The sequence below is a fragment of the Daejeonella lutea genome, from assembly GCF_900168015.1.
GTDB classification, from domain to species: Bacteria; Bacteroidota; Bacteroidia; order Sphingobacteriales; family Sphingobacteriaceae; genus Daejeonella; species Daejeonella lutea.
The window spans coordinates 26346-50066 of sequence record NZ_FUYR01000005.1 but is presented as its reverse complement, the minus strand read 5'-3'; the positions used below and the strand labels follow the sequence as shown (position 1 = coordinate 50066).

Sequence of the window (23721 nt, the reverse complement as noted above, 5' to 3'; positions counted from 1 at the left end):
CGGCTTCGATATCAGAATCGAAAATCAACACCGCACTTGCTTTGCACCTACAATATTATCCTTAGTCCCCCAAAGAAGTTTCGTCTGGGTGCCGCATTAAAATAACGTCCTCCAAACGCATTTAGATCGTTGCCAAGGCTGTAATTTTCATCCAATAGATTGTCGACTCCTGCGAAAAAGTCTAAACCAGGTTTTCCAGGCGTAGACCTTCTCCAGCCGGCTTTAAAATGTATTAGGTTATATTCTCCTGAGTACAGGCTATTTGCATCATTCAAAGGAATCTTCGAGGTATAATTATGCTGTGCGAACAAGTAGAAATTTTTATCCATACGCAGGTCAATACCGCTGATGACTACCCCTCGGGGAACTCCCGTTAATCTGTTACCTGAGTAATTGGCGGCTCCATTGACATAACTTCTAAAATAGTATTTACTTAATGTATAACTGTTTTGAAGTTGTAAGCCACTTATAAATCCTTTTGACCCGGGATGAATTAGCCAGTAAGAAGCCTGAGTTTCAAAACCTGTTTGTTTCGTGCCCCCGGCATTCAGATAAAATTCGGTGTCATCAGCATTTACTCTGCGTACAATCGCACTTTCCAAGCGGTAATTGAAAAGCGAGGCGTCCAGCCAGAATCGGTCAGTTCGGTCGCGAAGACGTATCCCTCCTTCATAATTCCAGCCTGTTTCCGATTCTAGGTTTGTATTGATCTTATTGTCTGACGCCCGTACTTCAGCAATTGTTGGGGTTGAATAACCCCGGCTTACTGATGTTCTAAATGCTACACCATCACTTACCTGGTAAGATAGTGCAAACCGCGGCATTAGCTGAGGATCAAATTTTCTAACGGAGTGTGATGTTGCCGTTTTAACATCCTTGTCAAACTCATATTTATAATAGTTAAAACTTGCTGCAACCTCAGCTGTAAGCCTTTCGCCAATATTGGCTGAAAAGCGGGTGAAATAAAAGAACTGTCGTGAAATAATATCATCCTGAGCCTGGCTGTTTCCTCTTACGCCCCTGTTGTTGTCATAGTTCGCGATGTCTGCGTTGGTACCCTGTAATTCCAGGCCAGCATTCCATTTCCAAGTAAGAGCCTTTTTTCCATTTCCAGCAAGTTCGAAGTATGTGCGAAGGCCCAGGGTGCCCTCGCTCCGAACTTCATAATTCGTTATAAACGGGTTAAGAAAGTCTGTATGCGATCCAAAAAGGGCAAGGACATGCCGAAAATTACTTGTCAGCTTAGTTTCATTAACAACACCTCCAAAAAAAGTTTTATTGTCAATTCTGGCTTTTTGTGCAACCGGCCCAGCCACTGCAGGTGTTGAGGGACGGGCAAGTTTAGGATTTGCCGCGTATTGGGCCGTCGTTAATCCCCCCGGAGTCTGATAATCGAGATCTGAATATAAAGCAAGGAAACGAAGTTGGCTGGCATTTGAATAATTCCAGCGATACCCCACCTGGCCATAATGACGCTGCATTGAGCTGTGCTCGCGGTAGCCATCTGAGGTTTGGTATGAGTGATTAACGTTTAAGTAATTGTTATTCCACTTTTTCTGTAAAGCCACTTTTTCCTGGAACAAGCCATACGATCCGCTGGTAATATTGGCTGATGCCCAGCTGCTATCCGAACGTTTATCGAAAGGATTCAATAGCACAACGCCCCCAGAATTAGCTCCGAATAAACTTCCATCCGGCCCTTTGAGTATTTCGATGTTGTTAATACTTCCTACATCCAGGGAATTCAGGTAAGTATTTCCGCCCGCGTCAGTTAATGGAAAATCATCGATATAAACTTTAACATTTCTAACCCCAAAAGGAGAACGCAGAAGACTTCCCCGAATCGATAATCGGTAACTGCCGGGCGAACGTTCTTCCATGCGTATTCCTGCTATCGTATTAAAAGCTGGTAGCATAGAAATGCCGGGCTGGTCTCTCAAAGCTTTACTGCTTATTACACTGACCGAAGATGGAACTTTTAATATAGCCTGCTCGGTAATATAACCCCTAACAACTATTTCATCCATTTTCTGAATGGAATCAACCTTAGTTTGAGAAAAAACGGAGCCAACAGAAGCAAGAAAAACTGTTGTGATAATTGCCCTTGAACGGAAATATTTTGAACGGATATTCATTTGGGGATGAGCCTCTTTAAATAGGCGACGCTAAATTATCAAAAGTTCCTGCCATTTGCTTCTGTATTCAATTATGATATATGGGATTTGTGTAAAATTTCTGCGTTAATATTTTCCAAATTAGTAAGGCTTGCGGATTTGCGAAAAATATGTCAACATAAAATTAATGTAAAAAGCTGCTAAAAGGCTGATTGAAAATATTTTGTATATTCAATTGCTCAACCCTTTAGCACCTATGAAATCTTTTGTGGTAATTTTATTTCTTCTTTATTCTCTGGCCGGATTCGGGCAATCTCGAAAACTAAGTTTGGAGCAGTTTATTGCATCAACAGATAGCATTAACGACCTTTATCCACCCGAGAAAGTTTATCTCCATCTTGATAAGCCATTTTACGCTGCGGGGCAGAATATTTGGTTCAAGGCTTATGTAGTCGACGGATCAAACCAACCGTCGATGTTAAGCAAAATCCTGTATGTTGATTTGATAAACGAGGAAAAGCAGATCAAGAAAACTCTTAAACTCCCTTTGTCAGCTGGCCTTGGATGGGGGGATATCGCACTTCCGGATACCCTCAGTGAAGGTAACTATCGTATACGCGGCTATACCCAGTGGATGAGGAATTTCGGCGAGGAATCGTTTTATGATCATAGCCTGGTAATAGTAAATTCCTTCAAAAGCGGTACAGTTAAAAATAAAGCTCAGTCTGGTTCTCAGGCAGTAACAGTTCAATTTTTTCCTGAAGGGGGCCAGCAGGTAGAAGGGGTGCGATCGCGTGTAGCTTTTAAAGCGCTGGCATCGAACGGCCTTGGAAAAGATATGACCGGCTACGTGATGGATAACCTTGGAACGAAAGTAGCTGAATTTAAAAGCGACCATGCTGGCATGGGGTCATTTCTGCTAACTCCTTTTGAGGGGCAATCGTACAAAGCTATCGTGTCTCTGCCCGAGGGGGAAAAGACTTTCCCCATTCCATCGGCAGCGAAGGATGGATATGTGATTAGCGTAAACACGGAGCCTCAGGATAAAATCTTAATCAGAATAACCGCTACTCCAACAGCTCCAATCGACGACAGGGAGCTAACTGTGGCCGTTAAAACTTATGATGGATCTATATTGCAATCATCGTTTAAGATGACAAGGCAGTTCGCAGATGTCGCTATCTCCAAGGGCGAATTAAAGACTGGTATCGCCCAGCTAACGCTATTTGACAAAAATGACATGGCAGTTGCCGAACGTCTGGTTTTTACAAGGAAGAATGGTGATTTGAATATTTCAGTGCAGTCGGGTAAAGATGCATATTCGAAAAGGGAAAAGGTCAAATTGGACATTGCACCCACTTTTGAGGATCAGTCACAGGCGATTGCGAGCTTTTCTGTGGCAGTTACAGATATGGATAGAGTAGGTGTTAAGGAGGATGATGAAACCACGATATTTTCCGAACTTTTGGTGAAATCAGAGCTGAAGGGTTTCGTTGAACAGCCGAACTATTATTTTACTCGCGGCGCTGAAGCCGTTAAACTTAAACAAAAGCATTTGGATAACCTCCTCATGACCCAGGGTTGGCGCCGGCTTGACTGGACAAAAAATAAACCAAAACTGTCATTAATTCCAGAGAAGGGTATAAGTATTTCGGGAACAGTATCCCGTGGTGGTTCTCCGGTAGCAGGTGGGAAGGTGACCGCCTTCACACCGGATGGGGGGATGTTAATGGATACAGTAAGTAATTCAAAGGGATGGTTCAACTTTGATAACCTGGTGTTCCCGGACAGTACCAGATTTATAGTGCAGGGAAGAACAGAGAAATCAAAAGCAAACGTGCAGATCAAGCTAGATCAAGTCAGCCGTCAATCGGTAGGAAATGATGTTTTTTTTGCTTCCCGAAAAGACGAAATACCTGACCTGGTGCAGACCTATGGTAAAGATATCAAGGAGGAGTTGGCTGAACTTCTCAAGCAAGGCCTGATTACAAGAAATAATGTACTTAATGAGGTGGTTGTAAAAGGAGTTAAAGATTCAAAAACACTTACCAATTCCAGTAAACTGGGAAATAGTCCGGCAGATTATACCTTTCGCTCGGAGCAATTATCTGATCCGAATCTGGCATTTGCCCTAAAGGGAAAAGTATTGGGTTTCGATTTTCACATCGGTGAAAAAGGTGTTGTCACCGGATCCCTGGCCAGAAATACAATGGTATCAGGGCCACCCGCAATGGAATTATTTGTCGACGGTATGCCGATGGGCACAGATCTTAGCCAGGTGAACATGCAGGATGTTGCCTATGTGGAAGTGTTAAAAGGCGGAGCAAGTGCAGCTATTTATGGTGGAAAAGCGGCAGCTGGGATACTAATCGTTACAACAAAGGGATATGCAGGTATAAGTAATAATAATGTTCAGACAGACGCGCAAGGAATCATTAAATACCTGCCCCAGGGCTATACCGTTTCACGTACTTTTTACTCGCCGGATTATGCTGCCCCTGAAACACAAAAAGCTAAAGCTGATTTCCGGTCTACAATTTACTGGAATCCGGACATCTTTAGTGACAAAGGAGTGGTCAAGCCTATTGAGTTCTACACTGCTGATAGACCTGGTATTTATCGGGTTGTTGTAGAAGGTTTGGATTATAAAGGAAGATTAGGAAGAAGTGTAAAGACCTTTACCGTTCAATAAAAAAAGCCCATCCTTTTTAAGGACAGGCTTTTAAATCGTTGCCAAAGAGCTCACATCTCGTTTCTCGTCTCTCGCTTCTCGTTACTCAAAGTACTCCTTCATCTTATCAAAGAAGCTCTTTTCATTTTTACCCGGTTGTGGTTTGAAATTGGGAGAATCTTTTAGTTTATCGAGCATTTCACGTTCGTCTTTGGACAATGCTTTTGGCGTCCAGATATTAACATAAATAAGCTGGTCGCCGCGGTGGTAGGAATTAACTTCCGGTACTCCCTTAGATTTCAAGCGAAGGATTTTTCCACCTTGCGTTCCAGGCTCTATCTTAATTTTTGCTTTACCGTCGATGGTAGGAACCTCAACACTTGATCCCACGGCAGCGTCAATAAAGCTGACATGAAGATCATAGATAATATTATTACCTTCTCGTTTCAGCAATTCATGAGGCAATTCTTCGATCAGGATAATCAGGTCTCCGGCAATACCACCCCGTGGAGCTGAATTACCTTTACCGCTCATCGATAACTGCATTCCCTCGCTCACACCAGCAGGAATATTAATATTAATCGTTTCTTCTCCTCTTGTCAGGCCGTCGCCATGACAAACAGTACATTTTGCAGTTATTTCACTTCCTTCGCCATTACAGGTAGGGCAGGTGCTGGTAGTCTGCATCTGGCCAAGAATGGTGTTGGTAACCCGGCGTACCGATCCGCTTCCGTTACAAGTATGACAGGTATGGAATGAAGATTTGTCTTTTGCGCCGCTACCGTCACATGTTTCACAGATGATCTGTTTATTAACTTTAACCTTCTTCTCAACCCCTTTCGCGATCTCTTCCAGAGTTAATTTGACTTTGATCCTCAGATTACTTCCTCTTGATACACGACGGCCTCCCCGAGATTGTTGTTGCCCTCCAAAAAAACTGTCAAAAGGACTTCCACCGCCACCACCGAAGATATCTCCAAACTGGCTGAAGATATCATCCATGTTCATGTTTCCGCCACCATAGCCTCCGCCATTAGCACTTGCAGCACCTCCCGCATGACCAAACTGATCGTAACGCTTCTTTTTATCGGCGTTGCTCAAAACTTCGTATGCTTCGGCGGCTTCCTTGAAGTTATCTTCAGATTTCTTATCACCAGGATTCTTATCCGGATGATATTTGATTGCCATTTTGCGATATGCCTTCTTAATCTCATCCGCCGTAGAAGAGCGGGTGACGCCAAGTACATCGTAGTAATCTCTTTTCCCCATTTTTATTTTTCAGTTATGCCAGTCCGGCATACCTTGTTAAATCCCCGGTTTAACTAGTTGTGTTTTTATGATCCAATTATAACTTTCGCGAAGCGGATAACTTTATCGTTCAGATAATAACCTTTCTCCAACTCGTCAATAACTTTTCCCTTTAAATCGTCAGAAGGTGCTGGAATATTCGTAATTCCTTCGTGAACATCAGCGTCGAATTCTTTCCCTTTCGCATCCATTTCCTTCAAGCCTTTATTAGAAAGCGTACTTTTTAGTTTCTGATGAACAAGCTTAACTCCCTCCTTCACTGCATCGATATCAGTAGCGGTCTCCATCGACTTCTGAGCTCTTTCAAAATCGTCAAGAACGGGTAATAAGTCTACAATGACGTCCTTACCTGCTATCTGTAGTAATTCCAGGCGTTCTTTACTAGTCCGGCGTTTGAAATTATCGAATTCCGCATACAGTCGCAGATGTTTGTTCTGCCATTCAGCAACCTCGGCTTTTAGTTTCTCTTCTTCAGATAAAGCGCCTTCTTTAGTGTCATCCGTATTTTCTGTATCTGTCTGATCTACAGTTTCCTCAGCCAGACTATCCTCATTTAATTCGTTCAACTCCTGATCCTCAGGTAATTTATTCTCTTCCATTTTATTCTTCTTCATTTTATTCAACATGTCTGAAAGACGCATACCTGCCTATGACAATTTTTTTGCCAAAAGCTGAAATGCGTCAGAGTGTCAGATAGAGTATCACGTAGCAAGTATCAAGTAGCAAGATTTGGAGTTTGTAAATAAAAACGATTTACCGCTGGGTACGTTAGTCTTGATACCTGATACCTGATACTTGATACCTGATACTTGATACCTGATACTTGATACCTGATACCTGATACCTGATACTAGTTCTATATCGTCACATCTTCATGCACATGCCCGCCTTCACATTTAATAATCCTTGTCGGAAACTTACGAATGATGTGAAAATCATGGGATGCCATCAGTACAGACGTACCTGAAAGACTGATCTGCTTCAATAAGGTTACAATTTCTTCTGAGGTGTCAGGGTCGAGGTTTCCGGTTGGTTCATCTGCAAGGATTAATTCCGGATCATTCAATAAAGCACGGGCAATTACGACGCGCTGCTGTTCGCCACCTGAAAGTTCATGCGGCATTTTTTTTATCTTAGAACGCAAGCCTACTTTTTCCAGAACATCCCGTATGCGCTCCGAGATAAGCTTTTTGTCTTTCCAGCCGGTTGCTTTCATCACAAACTCGAGATTCTGTTCAATAGTTCTGTCGGTTAGCAGTTGAAAATCCTGGAAAACAATACCAAGCTTTCTTCTAAGGAACGGAATATCTCTTTCCGCCAATTTTTTAAGGTCAAAACCCGCTACCTGTCCTTCACCATTTCCAATATGCAGGTCGCCATAAATTATTTTTAACAAGCTGCTTTTCCCGGAACCAGTTTGACCGATAAGGAATACAAATTCTCCCTTATCAATGTGTAGATTAACATTGTTTAACACCAGGTGTTTCTGCTGGTACACGTCTACGCCCTGTAATTTAATTACGGAATTACCACTCATAATCAGATGTCTAATTTTTTTATTTGCCCGAAAGGGAGGTCTTTTATCGTATCCAAAATGTATGATGCATGCTCAGCTAAACCCGCCTTGTCGAGGGCTTTTTCCGGTCTGTCCAGTCTGAAATACGCCAATAAAGTAAATTTCTCATCCCTTAACTGAACGTAATCAGGAATTTTGGCGACACCCTTAACTTTTATTACATACATGAGGTTCAAAGTTACGAATTAGTAGCAAGTATCAGGTATTATGTATCAAGACAGGTGTATCAAAGGAATAAAAAGGTCACAATGAAATTAAAAGCTTACCGGCTCCGAATCTTGATACCTTATATCTGTTACTTAATACTACACAAAAAAGCTATCGTATCAACACCATCAGCATAATCCCACAGCTTTGGTGTTTGACTATCACCTGGTTCTATTGTTTTGATGCTAAGATTATCAGATGATATCACACATTGAATATGATTGGCTTTGTCTATGAGTTCTTTTTCAAGCATACGCACGTCGTCATATTCCTGATAATAAAGTACTGCCAGCGGCGAAGCCATGCGCTCGTCTTCTTTTAATAAGAGGAAGCCATTGTCGAGATGTTTATCCAGATTTACAAGAAATATGGATTTATTATAGTCGTAATTGTTATTATACTTGTGATGATCGATGATGGGTTTAAAGCTTTCAACTCCTTCAAAAAAAAGTTTGAAATCATATCCCCTCGGAACATAAAGCTTAGATACGTTTCTGCAACCTAGGCCGAAGTAGTCAAAAATGTCGTGCCCGAGCTGGCTTAGTTCAGCAGGACTTTCATTCCCATTTAAAATAGCAACGCTGTTCCGGTTTTTGCGGATAACGTGAGGCACCTTGCTGAAGTAATATTCAAAATACCGGGAAGTATTATTACTTCCCGTAGCTATGACAGCATCAAAGTCCACCAGCCGATCAATGTACTTTATCTGATCCTTAAACCCGGGCTCAATCTCAGTTAATTTAGTGAGAATATAGGGTATCATTTTCGTATCCTGTGATGACAGCTTAATCAAGGCTATATTCCCGGTAACGAGGACACACAAGATGTCATGAAACCCAACAAGCGGAATATTTCCAGCAAGAATTAACCCTACTGAATAGGGTTCAACCGTGTCGAATTTATCGGGGTCAGCTATCCATTTCTCCAGGTCTGCCCGGTCCAGCATTGCTGCAATTGCTTTAACAGCATTCGCAGTACTGTCAGATGTAAACCACGCATTAAATTGATGTGCGGAATTTATCAGGAGCGTTAACTCCTGATCCGGCGTGCTCAAAATCGTGCCCAATTTCGCAAATGCCTCCAATCGTTGTTTGGTTGTCAAAATCTCAGTCATCAAAAAAAATACTTCAAATAATGTTATATTTGTGTCGTTTTAAAACAATTACCCGGTTTGGGTGTAAAAATAGTTTAACAAATAGAATTTTAGATAGAGATGGCAATTAAAATCACCGATGAGTGTATTAACTGCGGGGCATGTGAACCAGAATGCCCGAACAATGCAATTTACGATGCCGGAGCTGCCTGGAGATTTTCAGACGGCACAGGTCTGAGTGGAGTGATTGATTTTGGAGATGGAACAACTCTTGACGCTGGCGAAACTCAAGCTGCAATTTCAGACGAGGTTTATTACATCGTTCCGGATAAATGTACGGAGTGTGTAGGCTTCCATGACGAGCCTCAATGTGCTGCTGTGTGTCCGGTTGATTGTTGTGTCGATGACGAAGACATTCGCGAAAGCCGTGAAGAACTGCTTGCTAAAAAAGCATGGCTGCACGCGGAGTAGACGATATTTTTTTAACGGAAAAGCGGGTACTTTTTATAGGTAGCCGCTTTTTTTTTATGTATCAAGTATCAAGAATCAAGTATCAAGGCTGGTGTATCTTGCATAGCTAAATTTCATGTGTAAGTTAATCTTCCTCGAATCTCGATTCTTGATACCTGATACTTGCTACTCCCGCTTCGGAATAATCAGCACCGGACATTTCGCTCTTTTTGCAACACTTGCCGAAACGCTCCCTGAGATAAAATGATCGAGGCCAGTTCTGCCGTGGGTTCCTAAAATTATCAGGTCGGCTTTATACTCGTCGGCAACTGCAAGGATCTCATCCTGGGCGCGACCTACCCGGATGTATTTCGAAATTTCTATATCGTCTCCATACTGCTCCTGTATTCTTTTGAAAAGGCTTTTGCTGGCTTCCTCTTGTACTTCCATCATTTCAGGGATCATTAACGGGGTTTCGCTTAGCATGGGATCAGCAATAAAGGGGGTATTTACCGGAATCTCGTCGGCATGAACAAATGCAATTTTTGAACCCATTTTCTTAGCCAGCATCATGCCATACTGAATCGCCTGATCTGAATAAGGACTGTCTTCAACAGCTATTAAAATTCTTTCTATATTCTCTGAGCTCTTCATAGATTTAACAACAAGTGTAAATGGTTTCTGTTTCTAGTGACTAATGCAAGCGATATCCATCATCCCATAACTTCGGAAGATGATTTAATCCTGCAATTTTTTATATTCTTAACATTTCTAAATTTAAGTCTCAAATTAATTGAAATTCAGTTTATTTGCAATTATGAATCAACAATTTGGTGTATGTAATCTCTCTTTGGTGCCCGTGCGGACAGAACCATCAGATAGAAGTGAGATGTCATCGCAATTATTATTTGGGGACCACTTCACCATTTTGGAAACAACCGACAAATGGTTGCACATATTAATTGCCCATGATGATTACGAAGGATGGATTGATCGCAAACAGTTTGAAGAAATCGAGCATGCCGCATTTGTCGCGCTCCATGATCTCCATACAATTCTCGGTCTTTCACTTAGCCATACGATAACTAAGACAGCAAGCAATGAAAAGCTGAACTTAATTGCGGGGTCTAATATCCCAAATGCCCTGGATAGGTTTTTTTATTTGCGAGACACTAAATATAAGCTGGAAGGGGATACCATTAAACCGGCAAAGGACAAGTTCAGAAATGGCGTGGCTGATGCTGCCATGTTCTATCTGAATGCCCCTTATTTATGGGGAGGAAAGTCTGTGTTTGGTATAGACTGTTCCGGGTTAACACAGATGGTATTCAGGCAGTTTGGTTTAAAGCTTAAACGAGATGCATATCAGCAGGCCGAGCAGGGTGAGCTTGTTGGGTTCCTACAGGAATGTAAGGCTGGAGATCTGGCCTTCTTCGATAACGACGAGGGAAGGATCGTTCACGTTGGAATTATGCTTGATAATGAACAAATAATCCATGCTTCAGGCAGGGTGAGGATTGACTCGATCGATAATCAGGGTATATTTAGCAAGGAATCAGGCAGATATACGCACAAATTGAGGATTATAAAAAGGATTTGAGTTGTACGTATTACGTTGTACGTATTACGTTGCATATCGGATAGGTAAATAGTGATTAGTCGGAAGCCATAACGTATAACGTATAACGTAATACGTATAACGTATCACTCACACAAAACGTCCCAAACCTTTACTAATTTATCGTCTCCGACAGATATCAGCCTGTTCTCCATATCCCAAATAATCTTATTGACAGAAAGTCGATGCATCTCGTAGCCCTTCTCAAAACTGATAGTTTTTTTAAGGTTAAAATTGTCAGCATCCCAAATCTTTATGCTTTTGTCTCTGCTTGCGGTGGCAACGAAGGGCAACTCCGGATGAAATGCTATGCTATATATGGAAAACAAATGTGCGGCGACATTTTGAGTGAGCCTGTAGTCTGTGGTATCCCATATCTTGAGCTGAGCATCCCTGCTTCCCGACAACAGGAACCTGCCATCAGGGGAGAATTGGAGGGATGTAACTGGAAGTGTATGTTCACTGAGCTCAGCTACCAGGCTATAGTCTTCAAGCTTATATATCCTGACTTTGTTGTCTTTACACCCAAATGCGACTGACTTTTGGTCGGGACTTATACTGATAACACGCACTGTATCTGATGAAACTTTAAAGTTGTAAAGCATTTTCAAGCTTTGCACATCCCAGACGGACACGGTCCCGTCTTCGGACGCTACCAGCATCTCATCCTTACCGCTCACTGTTTTAATGTCAAATACAGGAAGCTTGTGATGACGCAGGACCTGCGTTACCCGTTGTTCTGTAAAATCAAATACACTAACCTGGCCGTTTCTTTCGCCTGCTATCAAATAGGGCTGGCCAGAGGGGCAATGCAGGGTGTACACGGATGAACTGACAGGGAACATGACTTTTATAAAGCTCATGGTTTTCAGACTCCATTCCACCACACCTTTATCATTTCCGGCCGTAAATAAAATTTCGGGTTTTTGTGAATTTTCAGCGGTGAATATTGGATTCTGATGGCCCGAAAAGGTCGCTAAAAGCTTTACTTCAATCATCGGATGAATTAGATATTACGTTCACGATCTTAATAGCTGAACAAGCTGTACCCCTGGAGGCAGGCAGGCCACTCGCCATTCTCAACTCTCAATTGTCAACTGTCAACTCTCAACTGTCAACTTTTGCGGAGTGTCTCGCAGCAAGATTTTTTGCGATTGTGTCCAGGTTAACATTTTTTTCTTTCATAAGTACGAACAGGTGGAAAACCAAATCGGAAACCTCGTTGACGAAGTCATGCTCTGTTTCGTTGAGGGCAGCTATAACGGTTTCTACACCTTCTTCCCCAACCTTTTGAGCGATCTTGTTGATACCTTTTCCACGAAGCTTGTTTATATAGGAGCCTTCGACTGGATTAGTGTATCGGTCATGGATGATATTCTCAAGTTCAAAAATGAAGTTTTGATTGTATTCCGTATTAAAGCAGCTTCTGGAACCGGTATGGCAAGTTGGCCCTTCCGGTTTTACTTTGATGAGAAGCGTGTCATTATCACAATCTTCTTTGATTGAAATTACGTGCAAAAAATTGCCGCTCTCTTCACCCTTGGTCCATAGGCGGTTTTTTGTTCTCGAAAAGAAAGTGACTTTGTTCTCCGACGAAGTTTTTTGATATGCAGCTTCATTCATATAGCCAAGCATCAACACCTCAAGGGTTTTTTCGTCCTGGATGATCACCGGAACGAGTCCGTTGCTTTTATCAAAATCAATCTTCATGTTCTAATCAGTTGTGAGTTGCCAGTTGTCAGTCTGGAAGGCTATTCGATTTGCCTGGTAACTGCTAACAGACAACCGGCAACAATTTTTAAATTCTTACTTCAATATTATTCTCCTTCAGTAATTGCTTTAAATCCGGAATTAAAATTTCGCCGTAATGAAAAACAGAAGCGGCTAATGCAGCATCGACATTGGTCTTATGAAAAAGGTCAACAAAATGCTCCACATTTCCAGCGCCTCCGGATGCAATCAAAGGAATTCCCAGGGTGTCGTTCACTTTCTTCAGCAGGCCGTTATCGAAACCTCCTTTAGTGCCGTCGTGATCCATGGAGGTAAGCAATATTTCTCCCGCACCCCGGTTTTCCGCTTCTCTGATCCAGTGTTCAGTTTCAATGTCCGTTTTAATCCTGCCGCCGTTTAAATGAACAAAGTTTTTGCCGTCAATAAACTTAGTGTCTATGGCCACAACAACAAATTGTTTTCCAAATGCCCGTGCCAGCTCATCTATGAAAGCCGGACTTCGTACTGCAGCTGAATTAATGGAAATTTTATCAGCTCCCGAGTTTAACAGGATATCAGCATCAGCAATCTCATTGATACCACCACCAATTGTGAAAGGGATATTAATTTGCGTAGCTACTGATTTTACGAGGTCCACTAGAGTTTTACGTCGTTCATGGGTAGCAGTAATATCCAGGAATACCAATTCATCTGCCCCCTGCTGTGAATACTGATATGCCAGTTCCACGGGATCTCCTGCATCGCGTAAAGCAACAAAATTTACACCTTTTACGGTGCGGCCATCTTTAACGTCGAGGCAGGGAACAATTCGTTTAGCCAGGCAGGTATCCAATGCCAGACTTCCTGTTAAAATATGGGATTTTTGGGCAGTCAATGCTTGATCAATTAAAAGCTGATCAAAGCTTTCAGGTTCCAGTCTTTGATTTCTTCGATCGTGATACGACCTTCATAAATGGCTTTCCCTACAACACAAGACTCCACTTTTATTTCCTGAAGTTTCTCAATGTCATCCATTGAGCTAATTCCGCCGGAAGCAATTAATTTGATAAATGGTGAGTGTTCCAAAAGCTTTTTGTATAACTCAACTCCCGCACCTCCTAATTTTCCATCTTTATCGATATCGGTACAAAGAAACCGGAAGAACCCTAAATGGAGACATTTATCGACGTAATCCATTAATTTTATTGGGGAGCTTTCCATCCATCCGGAATATTTTATGACTTCATCAAGTACATCAATAGCCACGACAATTTGATCCTGTGACTTGTATTTCCCACAGATCTCTTTACTGAGTTCTGGCAAAAAGTCTGTGTTAGTCAGAGCCTGTGTTCCCACAATAATTCTGTGAATGCCCGAATCAATTAACTCTTTCACCTTATCGATACTCCGGACGCCACCTCCATATTGAACTTTTATTTCGGTTTTATTGATGATGTCAAACAAAAATTTCTGGTTGCTAAAGTCACCTTTTGCCCCATTTAAATCGATGATATGAATGAACTCTGTGCCGTTTGACTGATATTTCTCAATCATTTCCTCGAGGGTAACATCATAAAAAGTAGCCTGCTCATAATCTCCTTCGCGAAGACGAACAACCTTTCCGTTTAAAATATCAATGGCTGGGATTATATACATGTGATTATGCTAATTGTGAGAAATTTTTTAATAATTGTTCACCGGCCAGACCGGATTTTTCGGGGTGAAACTGTACACCAAAAAAGTTATTTTTTTGAATAACTGCAGAAAATTTTATTCCGTATTCTGCCAAAGCAATCGTAAAATTAGAATTAAATTCTATAAAATAAGAGTGCACAAAATAAAAATGAGCTCCCGGTGATATTCCGTCAAAAAGGACGTTGCCCGGAAGTGCACTGACACGGTTCCAACCGGTATGGGGAATTTTGATCTTCAAATGTTCATCAAACAATCTGGTTTTCAACGGTATGATACCCGTTAACGTTGAATTCCCCTCTTCCGAGAACTCCGTGAGCAATTGCATTCCGACGCATATTCCGAGCACGGGTTTCCTGAGGTTCAAAATAGCCGGCACAAGCCCGGTTTGTTCAAGCTTTTTCATTGCCGAGCCCGCATGACCGACGCCCGGAATGATAAAACGATCAAATTTATCAAAATCCTCGGCTGTATGGATCATGCCGTATTCCAGCCCAAGCCGGTCGAGCGCCGCTGTGAGTGAAAAAATGTTACCTGCTCCGTAGTATACGATACCGATCATATCACTCCTTTGGTAGTCGGCAGTTCTGTACCTGTTACTTTTATTGCCTGTTTGATGCTTTTGGCGAGAGCTTTGAAGCTTGCCTCAATCATGTGATGGGTATTATCACCATCAATTATCTTTAAGTTAAGATTCATCCCGGCATGCTCTGAAAAAGATTTCATCCAGTGTTCAAACATTTCCGTAGGGAAATCTCCTACGTATTCCCGGCTGAACTTCCCTTCATAAATAAAATATGCCCTGTCTGAAAAATCTATCGCACATTGTACAAGAGCTTCGTCCATTGGCAACAGAAATCCATAACGTTCAATTCCACGCTTATCCCCAAGAGCCTGTTTAAAAGCTTTACCGAGAGCGATTGCACTGTCTTCAATTGTATGATGTTCGTCAATCTCAAGATCTCCTTCAACGGTCAGGCTCAAGTCTACTCCAGAATGCTTGGCCAGTTGGTCGAGCATATGATCATAAAACTTCAAACCAGTGTTTATATTAGGTTCTCCGTTTCCGTCGAGGTTAAGTGAAAGTTTAATTTTTGTTTCCTTTGTATTTCTTTCAAGGTCGACTTTACGAACTGCTTTTGTTGTAAGAAATGCGGTGATATCAAGCCAGTTTCTGCTGTTCAGAACAGCATCCGGGTTTTGCTCACCATAAAATATAGCTTTGCAGCCCAGATTTTTTGCAAGCTGCACATCTGTCGCCCTGTCCCCAATGGTGTAAGAATTGTGCAAGTCGATAAGGTTTGAAATGAGATAGCTTGTAAGCAGGCCTGTGTTCGGCTTTCTGTTGGGACTATTATCTTCTGCAAAAGAATCGTCAATAAAAATTTCAGAAAAGCTAACACCTTCATTTTTGAGGATGTCAAGCATTTTTTGATGCGGCTTCTGAAAATCCTCCTCAGGAAAACTGTTTGTTCCCCGCCCGTCCTGGTTTGTAACCATTACGAGCTCATAACCAAAATCCTGCAGTTTTTTTAACGATGATATGGCATACGGCAAAAACTCCAGTTTCTCGAGACTGTCAACCTGCATATCAACTGGTGGCTCCACGATCATTGTGCCGTCGCGGTCGATAAATAGTACTTTCTTCATTTCTGCACAGAAAAAGTTTTCAGATTATTAATTAGGCTTTGATTCTCTTCAGGGGTGCCAATTGTTATGCGCAATGAACCTTCACAAAGTTCCACTTTGGAACGATCGCGAACGATAATGCCTTTACTTACAAGATGATCGTAGATACCTTTTGCATCGAATGTCTTAACCAGGATAAAGTTTGCATCGGATGGGTAGATCTTCTGAACTATTTCAAGATTTCTCAGATCGCTCGAAAGTTTTTCTCTTTCCGAAACGGTAAGCCGGATCCAGTCATTGATTTGTTCAATATTCTGTAGTGCTTCCAGGGCAAGCTGTTGTGATGCCTCGTTTACGTTATATGGAGGTTTAACTTTATTAAACACCTCGATGATCTCTTCGCTTGCAAACGCCATCCCAAGTCTCAATCCTGCAAGTCCCCACGCTTTTGAAAGGGTGTGTAATACTACAAGGTTTGAATATTCTGTCAACTCCTGTATAAATGTTTTCTGGCGGGAATAATTTATATAGGCCTCATCGATGACTACAAGTCCGTTGAAATTAGCCAGAATGGTTTCTATATCTGTCCGATTTATCGAGTTGCCCGTTGGATTGTTGGGCGAGCAAATGAAGATGATCTTTGTGTTATCATCGATAGCTTCAGCTATGCCCTCGATATTCAGTTGGTAGTCTGCGGTTAACCTAACCTTACGAACTTCGATATCATTGATGTTTGCTGATACCTCGTACATTCCGTATGTAGGAGGGACTGTTATCACATTATCCAATCCGGGGCGGCAAAATGCCCTGAACAAAATATCTATAGCCTCGTCGCTGCCGTTTCCTACGAATATATTACGGGGAGGTACGCCCTTAATCTCGCTCAGCCTCTGTTTTACCTTAAACTGCATCGGATCCGGGTAACGATTGTAATTTGTATTCAGAGGGGAACCAAAGCTATTTTCATTTGCGTCCAGGTAAACCGACGCGTCTCCCTTAAACTCATCCCTTGCCGACGAGTAAGGGACCAGGTTTTTAATATTTTCTCTAAGTATGTGTTGAAGATCGAACATGTCTTTTTATGTATCAAGTATCAGGTATCAAGTATCAGGTATCAGGTATCAAGTATCAAGATCTGAGGGTGCTAACATTCGAATTACTCTTTAGATTCTTAACCACACAAATCCTATAATCCGATAAATCCTGTCCGATATCCTACGCATCCTATTCCTATTCCGCTTTGCCATCCTATGAATCCTATAATCCTACTAATCCTATTCCTATTCCGCTTTGCCATCCTATGAATCCTATAATCCTATGCATCCTATTCCGATTCCGCTTTATAATCCTATAATCCCATCATCCTACTAATCCTAGTCCTGACAATCCTAGTCTTTTAATCTAACCGTTATCGCATTTTTGTGAGCATCCAGCCCTTCCAACTCTGCTAAAACCTCCACTGTTGGGCCCAGGTTCTCAATCCCAATCCTGGTTATATGCTGAAAGGTGATCTTTTTTACGAACGAATCTACCGAGACGCCCGAATGAGCTTTAGCAAATGAACTGGTTGGCAAGGTATGGTTGGTTCCTGACGCATAATCACCAGCACTTTCAGGTGTTAGATGACCAAGGAAGACTGATCCCGCATTAATAATTTTGCTGGTGAGTGATTCCCAGGTGTCTGTAGCAAGAATGAGATGCTCTGGTGCATACTCATTGCTAAACCCCATAGCCAGATTCAAATCCTCAGCTAAAATTGCGAAAGAATTTTCGATCGCTTTTGCCGCAATTTCCTGTCTCGGAAGGTCCTTTATTTGTTTGAGGATCTCTTTCTGGGTCTGGTCTATCAAATCCATTGAGTCTGAAACCAGCACAGCCTGGCTATCGACCCCATGTTCCGCCTGAGCCAGCATATCAGCGGCGACAAATGCGGCATTAGCTGTTTGATCAGCAATGATCAGCACTTCTGATGGTCCAGCAGGCATGTCAATGGCCGTCTGGCTTTCAGACTGTATAATAGTCTTAGCCTTAGTGACGTACTGGTTTCCCGGGCCGAATATTTTGTTAACTTTCGGAATGCTTTCTGTGCCGTAAGCCATAGCAGCCACGGCCTGAGCGCCGCCAACCAGATAGATTTTCCCGATGTTCAAAAGCTGGGCACAATACGCCAGGTAAGGATTTACTTTTCCATCCTTTTGGGGAGGAGAACAAACAACTATTTCGGCGCATCCTGCAATTCTTGCCGGTATGCCGAGCATTAGAAAGGTACTAGGAAGAACCGCAGTTCCGCCAGGAATATATAACCCTACTTTCTCAATAGCCCGGGTTTCTCTCCAGCAAACTACACCATTGCTTGTTTCAATTTTGCTTTCGCTAATTAATTGTGGCTCATGAAACTTCCGGATATTGGAATAGGCCAATTGTAGCGCTTGTTTTTCGGCATTTCCGACATGTAAAGCGAGTCTGTCGATTTCTTCTTTGCCAATGTACAGCTGCTGCAGTTGTATCCCATCAAACTTCTCAGCAAATCCCCGCAGTGCACGATCACCGTTGAGCTTAACTTCTTCAATAATATCGGCAACAGTATTTTTTATATCATTGTTCCCGTCAACATTTCGAAGGCACAGCTCAGAGATCTTCTTTTGGTCCAGATCACTTAGTTTAAAAACGTTCAGCATGGTTTTCACTTCCGGTTTTATAATATGATCTTTTCGATCGGCATTACCACTATGCCCTGGGCACCAGCGCTTTTCAGCAGGCTTATTTTTTCCCAGAAATCCCGCTCAGGAATTACCGTGTGAACAGCAACCCAACCTTCTTCTGCAAGAGGTACGACCGTTGGGCTTTTTACACCAGGTAATAGCTTCACGATCTTATCCAGGTTTTTTGACTCGGCATTCAAAACCACGTATTTGGTTTCTTTTGCACGTAAAACCGATTGAATCCTCTGGATCAATTCGATTATCAGCGGATTGGATTCTTCACCTTTTCTGCCAATAAGCACCGCTTCAGAAGAAAGTACGTCGGCGAATGGCTTTAGACCATTACTTTTTAATGTGCCGCCTGTTGAAACAATATCAAATATCGCATCGCTCAGCCCAAGGCCCGGAGAAATTTCCACCGATCCGGAGATGGTCCGTATATCGGCCTGGATATTGTTTTTGTCAAGAAATTTCTTGAGGATGACCGGGTAGGAGGTAGCTATCGCTTTTCCGTTCAAATCATTAATATTTTGAATATCGCTGTTGTTTTGAACTGCCAGCTTTAAAGTACATTTCCCAAATCCAAGTTTTTGGAGGTAACTAACGTCCACTTCCGTTTCGCTGATCACGTTTTCCCCGACGATCCCCAGGTCTGCAATGCCGTCCTGAACATATTCGGGAATATCATCGTCGCGAAGGAATAAAATTTCTAGAGGGAAGTTAGAAACGGTAGAAATTAAAGAGCTTTTATAGTTTTCGAAACTTAATCCGCAATTTTTAAGAAGTTCAACCGATTTTTCGTTTAATCTACCAGATTTCTGGATAGCTATTTTAAGAGTTTTCAAATTTTAAGTTTTAATCAGACCAAAAAAAATTATTATGAAGTAGTTTCACGTAGAAACGTATATTATTTTACCATCGCCGCAAAGCGATGATGAAAATGTACGTGATGTGTGAAAACTTTATTCATAATATTTGGCCCAAATATGCTTGGGAGGCTCACAAATATACGGATACCGTGTTAAAATTGAAAATGAATTTTAATAAGTTGACAGTTGACTGTTGACAGTTGACAATTATTATCGATTAATAATTATTTAAGATTGGATTTTGTGCTCTTTACAATAGATATAAGCAGGCGTAGGATTGATTTACAAGGTGCAATTATTTTGTTATATCTTTCCTTGTCGATGTTGTTGCTGTCTTTGAGTAACATAAGCCAATACTCCGTCTCATTCGCCTCTTTTAAGGCTATATTCATTTTGTGAAGGAAATCAGCCCTCGACTGCGCGTGCTCCGCCTCCTTTATTAAAGCTCCAATAGCAGTTCCACTTCTAAGTAATTGTTTAGATAAGACATATTCTTTCTTCGTTTCTAACAAATGCCTGTGAATTTCAATTACCTCGAGGGCAAATGAATATGATTTTGTAGCTACTACACCCATACGACTTATTTAGTTTGAAAATCAAAGCTAAGTTGGGCCACGCGGTCTTAATTATTAAGTCAACAAGTATTTATTTAACGGCCTCACCGCTGTCAACCGTCAACAGTCACCTGTCAACTAACAAACCGTTTCAAATATCTGACAGTATAAAAGTTGATAGTTCAACTTAATTTGTATTTTTGATTCTTAATGAGATTCCTGTCCCCCGGATTTTTATTTGCCCTTCTGGCTATTGCCATTCCAATTATTATACACCTTTTTAATTTCCGGAAGTTCAAGAAAGTCTATTTCAGCAATGTTCGTTTTTTGAAGTTTGTGCAGATTCAAACTTCTTCCCGGCAGCACCTGAAGGACCGGCTGATTCTCGCTTCCAGGATTCTCGCAATAGCATTTCTTGTATTCGCTTTTGCCAGACCCTACATCCCAAATCCTGAGCAGAAAAATACTTATGAGGAGCAGGTAGTCAGTATATTTATTGACAACTCGTTTAGCATGGAAGCTCTGAATAAAGAGGGTACCTTACTTGATGAGGCAAAGCGGCGGGCAAAGGAAATTGCTTCAGCTTACAGCTTTAACGATAAATTTCAACTGCTCACCAATGATTTCGAGGGCCGCTTTCAACGCCTGTTAAACTATGACGAATTTCAAAGTGCAGTCGATGAAGTAAAAATAAGTTCAGCCAATAGGGATCTTAGTCAGATTATCCGCAGGCAGGAGGATGTCTTTACTAAAGAACCCAATTCCAAAAAAACTGTATATGTGGTTTCTGATTTTCAGGACAACATCCTTCCTTCAGCACCCATTCAAAGTGATACGGCAGTAACTGTCAGGCTGGTTCGGGTAAAGGCGAATGCCCAGCCTAATATTTCAATTGATTCCGTCTGGTTCGCCTCTGCGATCCACAAACCTGGCGACCCTGAGCAAATGGTTGTGAAACTTAGGAACAATTCGGATGAGGAAGCTGAAAATATTCCTGTCCGGATAATGATCAATAAGCAGCAGAAGGCTATCGGGAGCCTAAGCATCGCGCCTCGTGCAACATCAACTGATACCCTTTCTTTCAGCGGCCTCAAATCAGGTTGGCAGGAAGGCGAAATAGAGATCACGGATTTCCCGGTGGTTTTTGACGATCGGTTCTATTTTAGCTTCAATGTACAGCAATCAATTCCACTTCTAATTATCAATGGGGGGTCTGAGAATGAGTACCTGAATTCGGTATACCGCTCCGATGTTTTCTTTAATGTAAGCAATGTAAGTTCAGGAAATATAAACTACTCAGGCTTGAATAATTTCCCGCTGATTGTACTTAACGAAGTTGCCCAGATCAGCGATGGGCTCATTCAGCAATTAAGGGCGTATGTAAATAAAGGCGGCAGCCTGATGGTATTTCCGGAGCTTCTGACTAATCAGGAAGGATTGAGAAAATTATTGCAAACCTTAGGTACCGACGTTCCCGCTGAAATAGTCACAGCCGAAACAAAAGTCTCTGCCATCAACCTTCAGCATCCGATCTTTAAAGGGGTTTTTGAAAACATTCCGCAAAAGCTGGATCTTCCGATCGCCAAAAAGTACCTCCGCTACAGTAGTCAGAATAATACCACAAAGCAAAGTGTACTCGACTTTCCCGGCCGGGGGACATTTTTTGGGGAGTACCGACTGGGACGTGGTAAGATTTACCTCTCGGCAGTGCCTTTGAATGCGGAAAACAGTAATTTTGCCCGACATTCAGTATTTGTACCTGTTATGTATCAAACTGCTCTTTTGTCGTTGCAAGATCAGAACCTGTTCCATAAGCTGAACAGGGATCAGGTTATTGAACTGCCTAAGCTCACGTTGAATGCAAACCAGACATTAAAACTTAAAAAGGATAAATTTGAAGCAATTCCTGATTTGCGTCAAAATGAAAATGCCTCTCAATTATATATCGCGGATCAAATCAGGCAGATTGGCAATTACCAGCTTCTCAAAAATGACAGTCTGCTTGCTATTTTATCATTTAATGATGCAGGCCCGGAATCTAACCTTAGCTATGCAACCGACCGGGTGATAAAAGGGAAATTTCCGAATCAGAAAATTGATGTTATCACACCGGAACGCGGATCAATGCAGGCAAAGGTTAAATCTATTAATCAGGGTACCTCCTTATGGAAACTTTGTATTATTCTGGCACTATTATTTTTGGCAGCAGAAATAATGCTTATCCGGTTCTATAAAAAGTCACAAACTAAAGCTGTAACAACTTGAATAATTTATTAATTCAGTCGGCCACAATTCTCCATCCTGGAAATAAAATGCACGGGAAAGTTGCTGATATACTTGTCCTTGACGGAAAGATCTCTGAAATCGGAAAGGGAATTAAGACTTCGGCAAAGAATACAACTATTATAGATGCTAAAAACCAGTATTTTTCAGCAGGTTTTTTTGATCTAAACGTGAATTTTGGAGATCCCGGACTTGAAAGCAAAGAAGATCTCATCACAGGTACGTCCGCGGCAGCTGCAGGAGGATTTACCGGGCTGGCCCTAATGCCTAATACTCAGCCCCCAATTCATTCCAAAGCTGAAGTTGCTTACCTCGTAAACCGCTCAAAAAATTATCTGGTTGATATTTATCCGCTGGGTTGCATCAGCCATAATTGCGAAGGCAAGGAGCTTGCCGAAATGTACGATATGCAACAAACAGGAGCTGTGGCCTTTACAGATGGAAAAAAGCCAGTATCAAATGCTGGCTTAATGAGCAGAGCCTTATTATACACAAAATCATTTAAGGGACTTATATTTTCTCACGCGGAAGATCAGGACATCGCCGGAAAGGCAAAGATGAACGAAGGTGTAATGAGTACTTACCTCGGTATGAAGGGAAATCCTTCCCTTGCTGAGGAACTTATGATATCACGTGATATCTATCTTGCTGAGTATAATGATGCCCCTATTCATTTCAGCACAATTAGTGCCGCCGGCAGCGTGGATCTGATACGGAAGGCCAAAAAGGCTGGAGTAAAGGTTAGCTGTGATGTTGCGGCACATGCTTTGGTATTAACAGAAGACCTTCTGGAAGGATTTGATAGTAATTATAAGGTTAAACCACCGTTAAGGACGAGAGCAGATCAGAAAGCTTTGATTTCAGGTCTCAAAGACGGAACCATTGATGCTATTGTTTCACAACACACCCCCCATGAGATCGAATTCAAGAATGTCGAATTTGAAATAGCCTCATACGGAATTACCGGACTGCAGACTGCTCTGCCTTTGGCATTGAAAGCCGGATTATCACCGGAGCAGATTGTCGAGAAGATGGCCGTCAACCCGCGAAAAATTTTAGGCTTGCAATACCCTGACTTGGAAGTGGGGCTTCCCGCTAATTTTATCTTGTTTGACCCTTCCGAAGAATGGACATTCGATGAAAAGACAAATTATTCCCGCTCAGAAAATTCACCTTTTATGGGCAAAAAGTTAACAGGAAAGATTAAGTTAGCGTATAATAATGCCCAATACTTCACTTACTAAA

22 protein-coding genes are annotated in these 23721 nt (G+C 41.9%); 5 read left to right on the top strand and 17 right to left on the bottom strand.

Going from position 1 to position 23721, the window contains the following annotated elements:
- Positions 1–47: 47 nt before the first annotated feature.
- Positions 48–2135 (bottom strand): TonB-dependent receptor, encoded by a 2088-nt coding sequence (locus B5X60_RS16220; RefSeq protein ID WP_079703783.1) that lies wholly within the window; start codon positions 2133–2135, stop codon positions 48–50.
- A 235-nt stretch (positions 2136–2370) separates the two neighbouring features.
- Between B5X60_RS16220 and B5X60_RS16215 the strand changes: the two genes are divergently transcribed.
- Positions 2371–4806 (top strand): TonB-dependent receptor plug domain-containing protein, encoded by a 2436-nt coding sequence (locus B5X60_RS16215; protein ID WP_079703782.1) that lies wholly within the window; start codon positions 2371–2373, stop codon positions 4804–4806.
- 81 nt (positions 4807–4887) lie between these two features.
- On the opposite strand, the gene dnaJ is transcribed toward B5X60_RS16215, so the two are convergent.
- From dnaJ to B5X60_RS16190, 5 genes are all read right to left on the bottom strand, one after another.
- A complete protein-coding gene (gene dnaJ, locus B5X60_RS16210) occupies positions 4888–6054 on the bottom strand; it encodes a molecular chaperone DnaJ (RefSeq protein ID WP_079703781.1) in 1167 nt (388 codons plus the stop codon).
- A gap of 65 nt (positions 6055–6119) precedes the next feature.
- Positions 6120–6707, bottom strand: a complete 588-nt coding sequence (locus B5X60_RS16205; protein WP_245803549.1) for a nucleotide exchange factor GrpE — start codon at positions 6705–6707, stop codon at positions 6120–6122.
- A gap of 242 nt (positions 6708–6949) precedes the next feature.
- The gene (locus tag B5X60_RS16200) at positions 6950–7630 is read right to left on the bottom strand and encodes a cell division ATP-binding protein FtsE (RefSeq protein WP_079703780.1); all 681 of its coding nucleotides are present in this window, start codon (positions 7628–7630) and stop codon (positions 6950–6952) included.
- A gap of 2 nt (positions 7631–7632) precedes the next feature.
- Complete coding sequence (locus B5X60_RS16195) at positions 7633–7836, bottom strand: fructose-6-phosphate aldolase (protein WP_079703779.1); 204 nt, start codon at positions 7834–7836, stop codon at positions 7633–7635.
- 128 nt (positions 7837–7964) lie between these two features.
- Positions 7965–8990: an acyl-CoA reductase gene (locus B5X60_RS16190; RefSeq protein WP_170878481.1), complete on the bottom strand. Its 1026-nt coding sequence runs from the start codon at positions 8988–8990 to the stop codon at positions 7965–7967.
- A gap of 99 nt (positions 8991–9089) precedes the next feature.
- On the opposite strand from B5X60_RS16190, the gene B5X60_RS16185 reads away from it, so the two are divergent.
- Entirely contained in the window at positions 9090–9440 is a 351-nt protein-coding gene (locus B5X60_RS16185) for a 4Fe-4S dicluster domain-containing protein (protein ID WP_079703778.1), read from the top strand.
- Positions 9441–9605: 165 nt separating this feature from the next.
- Here B5X60_RS16185 and B5X60_RS16180 read toward each other — a convergent pair whose 3' ends face one another.
- Positions 9606–10073, bottom strand: a complete 468-nt coding sequence (locus B5X60_RS16180; protein ID WP_079703777.1) for a universal stress protein — start codon at positions 10071–10073, stop codon at positions 9606–9608.
- Between the two features lie 163 nt (positions 10074–10236).
- Here B5X60_RS16180 and B5X60_RS16175 point away from each other — a divergent pair, with 163 nt between their 5' ends.
- Positions 10237–11019, top strand: coding sequence for a C40 family peptidase (locus tag B5X60_RS16175; protein WP_079703776.1), 783 nt, complete (start codon positions 10237–10239; stop codon positions 11017–11019).
- A gap of 104 nt (positions 11020–11123) precedes the next feature.
- Here B5X60_RS16175 and B5X60_RS16170 read toward each other — a convergent pair whose 3' ends face one another.
- The 10 genes from B5X60_RS16170 to B5X60_RS16125 all read right to left on the bottom strand — a co-directional run bounded on the left by B5X60_RS16170 (position 11124) and on the right by B5X60_RS16125 (position 20214).
- Entirely contained in the window at positions 11124–12035 is a 912-nt protein-coding gene (locus tag B5X60_RS16170) for a WD40 repeat domain-containing protein (protein ID WP_079703775.1), read from the bottom strand.
- Between the two features lie 109 nt (positions 12036–12144).
- Positions 12145–12747 carry a bifunctional phosphoribosyl-AMP cyclohydrolase/phosphoribosyl-ATP diphosphatase HisIE gene (hisIE, locus tag B5X60_RS16165; protein ID WP_079703774.1) on the bottom strand — a complete coding sequence of 201 codons (603 nt, stop codon included), beginning with the start codon at positions 12745–12747 and terminating at the stop codon, positions 12145–12147.
- An 88-nt stretch (positions 12748–12835) separates the two neighbouring features.
- Positions 12836–13642, bottom strand: coding sequence for an imidazole glycerol phosphate synthase subunit HisF (hisF, locus tag B5X60_RS16160; protein WP_317043762.1), 807 nt, complete (start codon positions 13640–13642; stop codon positions 12836–12838).
- 11 nt (positions 13643–13653) lie between these two features.
- Positions 13654–14403 carry a 1-(5-phosphoribosyl)-5-[(5-phosphoribosylamino)methylideneamino]imidazole-4-carboxamide isomerase gene (gene hisA, locus B5X60_RS16155; RefSeq protein ID WP_079703773.1) on the bottom strand — a complete coding sequence of 250 codons (750 nt, stop codon included), beginning with the start codon at positions 14401–14403 and terminating at the stop codon, positions 13654–13656.
- 4 nt (positions 14404–14407) lie between these two features.
- Positions 14408–15001: an imidazole glycerol phosphate synthase subunit HisH gene (gene hisH / locus B5X60_RS16150; protein ID WP_079703772.1), complete on the bottom strand. Its 594-nt coding sequence runs from the start codon at positions 14999–15001 to the stop codon at positions 14408–14410.
- On the bottom strand, positions 14998–16089 hold the full coding sequence (gene hisB, locus B5X60_RS16145) for a bifunctional histidinol-phosphatase/imidazoleglycerol-phosphate dehydratase HisB (protein WP_079703771.1): 1092 nt from the start codon (positions 16087–16089) through the stop codon (positions 14998–15000). The genes hisH and hisB overlap by 4 nt, the downstream gene beginning before the upstream one ends.
- Complete coding sequence (hisC, locus tag B5X60_RS16140; protein WP_079703770.1) at positions 16086–17141, bottom strand: histidinol-phosphate transaminase; 1056 nt, start codon at positions 17139–17141, stop codon at positions 16086–16088. The genes hisB and hisC overlap by 4 nt, the downstream gene beginning before the upstream one ends.
- A gap of 315 nt (positions 17142–17456) precedes the next feature.
- On the bottom strand, positions 17457–18746 hold the full coding sequence (hisD, locus tag B5X60_RS16135) for a histidinol dehydrogenase (protein WP_079703769.1): 1290 nt from the start codon (positions 18744–18746) through the stop codon (positions 17457–17459).
- Positions 18747–18763: 17 nt separating this feature from the next.
- A complete protein-coding gene (hisG, locus tag B5X60_RS16130; RefSeq protein WP_079703768.1) occupies positions 18764–19615 on the bottom strand; it encodes an ATP phosphoribosyltransferase in 852 nt (283 codons plus the stop codon).
- A 248-nt stretch (positions 19616–19863) separates the two neighbouring features.
- On the bottom strand, positions 19864–20214 hold the full coding sequence (locus B5X60_RS16125) for a four helix bundle protein (protein ID WP_079703767.1): 351 nt from the start codon (positions 20212–20214) through the stop codon (positions 19864–19866).
- 189 nt (positions 20215–20403) lie between these two features.
- Between B5X60_RS16125 and B5X60_RS16120 the strand changes: the two genes are divergently transcribed.
- Together B5X60_RS16120 and B5X60_RS16115 are read left to right on the top strand one after the other, a co-directional pair.
- On the top strand, positions 20404–22458 hold the full coding sequence (locus B5X60_RS16120; protein ID WP_079703766.1) for a vWA domain-containing protein: 2055 nt from the start codon (positions 20404–20406) through the stop codon (positions 22456–22458).
- Entirely contained in the window at positions 22455–23720 is a 1266-nt protein-coding gene (locus B5X60_RS16115; RefSeq protein WP_079703765.1) for a dihydroorotase, read from the top strand. Before B5X60_RS16120 ends, B5X60_RS16115 begins: the two co-directional genes overlap by 4 nt.
- Position 23721: the final 1 nt, after the last annotated feature.

Excerpts from the sequence above, each read along its gene's own strand:
- B5X60_RS16220 (WP_079703783.1), bottom strand. The coding sequence starts at position 2,135 with ATGAATATCCGTTCAAAATATTTCCGTTCAAGGGCAATTATCACAACA.
- B5X60_RS16215 (WP_079703782.1), top strand. The coding sequence starts at position 2,371 with ATGAAATCTTTTGTGGTAATTTTATTTCTTCTTTATTCTCTGGCCGGA.
- dnaJ (WP_079703781.1), bottom strand. The coding sequence starts at position 6,054 with ATGGGGAAAAGAGATTACTACGATGTACTTGGCGTCACCCGCTCTTCT.
- B5X60_RS16205 (WP_245803549.1), bottom strand. The coding sequence starts at position 6,707 with ATGAAGAAGAATAAAATGGAAGAGAATAAATTACCTGAGGATCAGGAG.
- B5X60_RS16200 (WP_079703780.1), bottom strand. The coding sequence starts at position 7,630 with ATGAGTGGTAATTCCGTAATTAAATTACAGGGCGTAGACGTGTACCAG.
- B5X60_RS16195 (WP_079703779.1), bottom strand. The coding sequence starts at position 7,836 with ATGTATGTAATAAAAGTTAAGGGTGTCGCCAAAATTCCTGATTACGTT.
- B5X60_RS16190 (WP_170878481.1), bottom strand. The coding sequence starts at position 8,990 with ATGACTGAGATTTTGACAACCAAACAACGATTGGAGGCATTTGCGAAA.
- B5X60_RS16185 (WP_079703778.1), top strand. The coding sequence starts at position 9,090 with ATGGCAATTAAAATCACCGATGAGTGTATTAACTGCGGGGCATGTGAA.
- B5X60_RS16180 (WP_079703777.1), bottom strand. The coding sequence starts at position 10,073 with ATGAAGAGCTCAGAGAATATAGAAAGAATTTTAATAGCTGTTGAAGAC.
- B5X60_RS16175 (WP_079703776.1), top strand. The coding sequence starts at position 10,237 with ATGAATCAACAATTTGGTGTATGTAATCTCTCTTTGGTGCCCGTGCGG.
- B5X60_RS16170 (WP_079703775.1), bottom strand. The coding sequence starts at position 12,035 with ATGATTGAAGTAAAGCTTTTAGCGACCTTTTCGGGCCATCAGAATCCA.
- hisIE (WP_079703774.1), bottom strand. The coding sequence starts at position 12,747 with ATGAAGATTGATTTTGATAAAAGCAACGGACTCGTTCCGGTGATCATC.
- hisA (WP_079703773.1), bottom strand. The coding sequence starts at position 14,403 with ATGTATATAATCCCAGCCATTGATATTTTAAACGGAAAGGTTGTTCGT.
- hisH (WP_079703772.1), bottom strand. The coding sequence starts at position 15,001 with ATGATCGGTATCGTATACTACGGAGCAGGTAACATTTTTTCACTCACA.
- hisB (WP_079703771.1), bottom strand. The coding sequence starts at position 16,089 with ATGAAGAAAGTACTATTTATCGACCGCGACGGCACAATGATCGTGGAG.
- hisC (WP_079703770.1), bottom strand. The coding sequence starts at position 17,141 with ATGTTCGATCTTCAACACATACTTAGAGAAAATATTAAAAACCTGGTC.
- hisD (WP_079703769.1), bottom strand. The coding sequence starts at position 18,746 with ATGCTGAACGTTTTTAAACTAAGTGATCTGGACCAAAAGAAGATCTCT.
- B5X60_RS16125 (WP_079703767.1), bottom strand. The coding sequence starts at position 20,214 with ATGGGTGTAGTAGCTACAAAATCATATTCATTTGCCCTCGAGGTAATT.
- B5X60_RS16120 (WP_079703766.1), top strand. The coding sequence starts at position 20,404 with ATGAGATTCCTGTCCCCCGGATTTTTATTTGCCCTTCTGGCTATTGCC.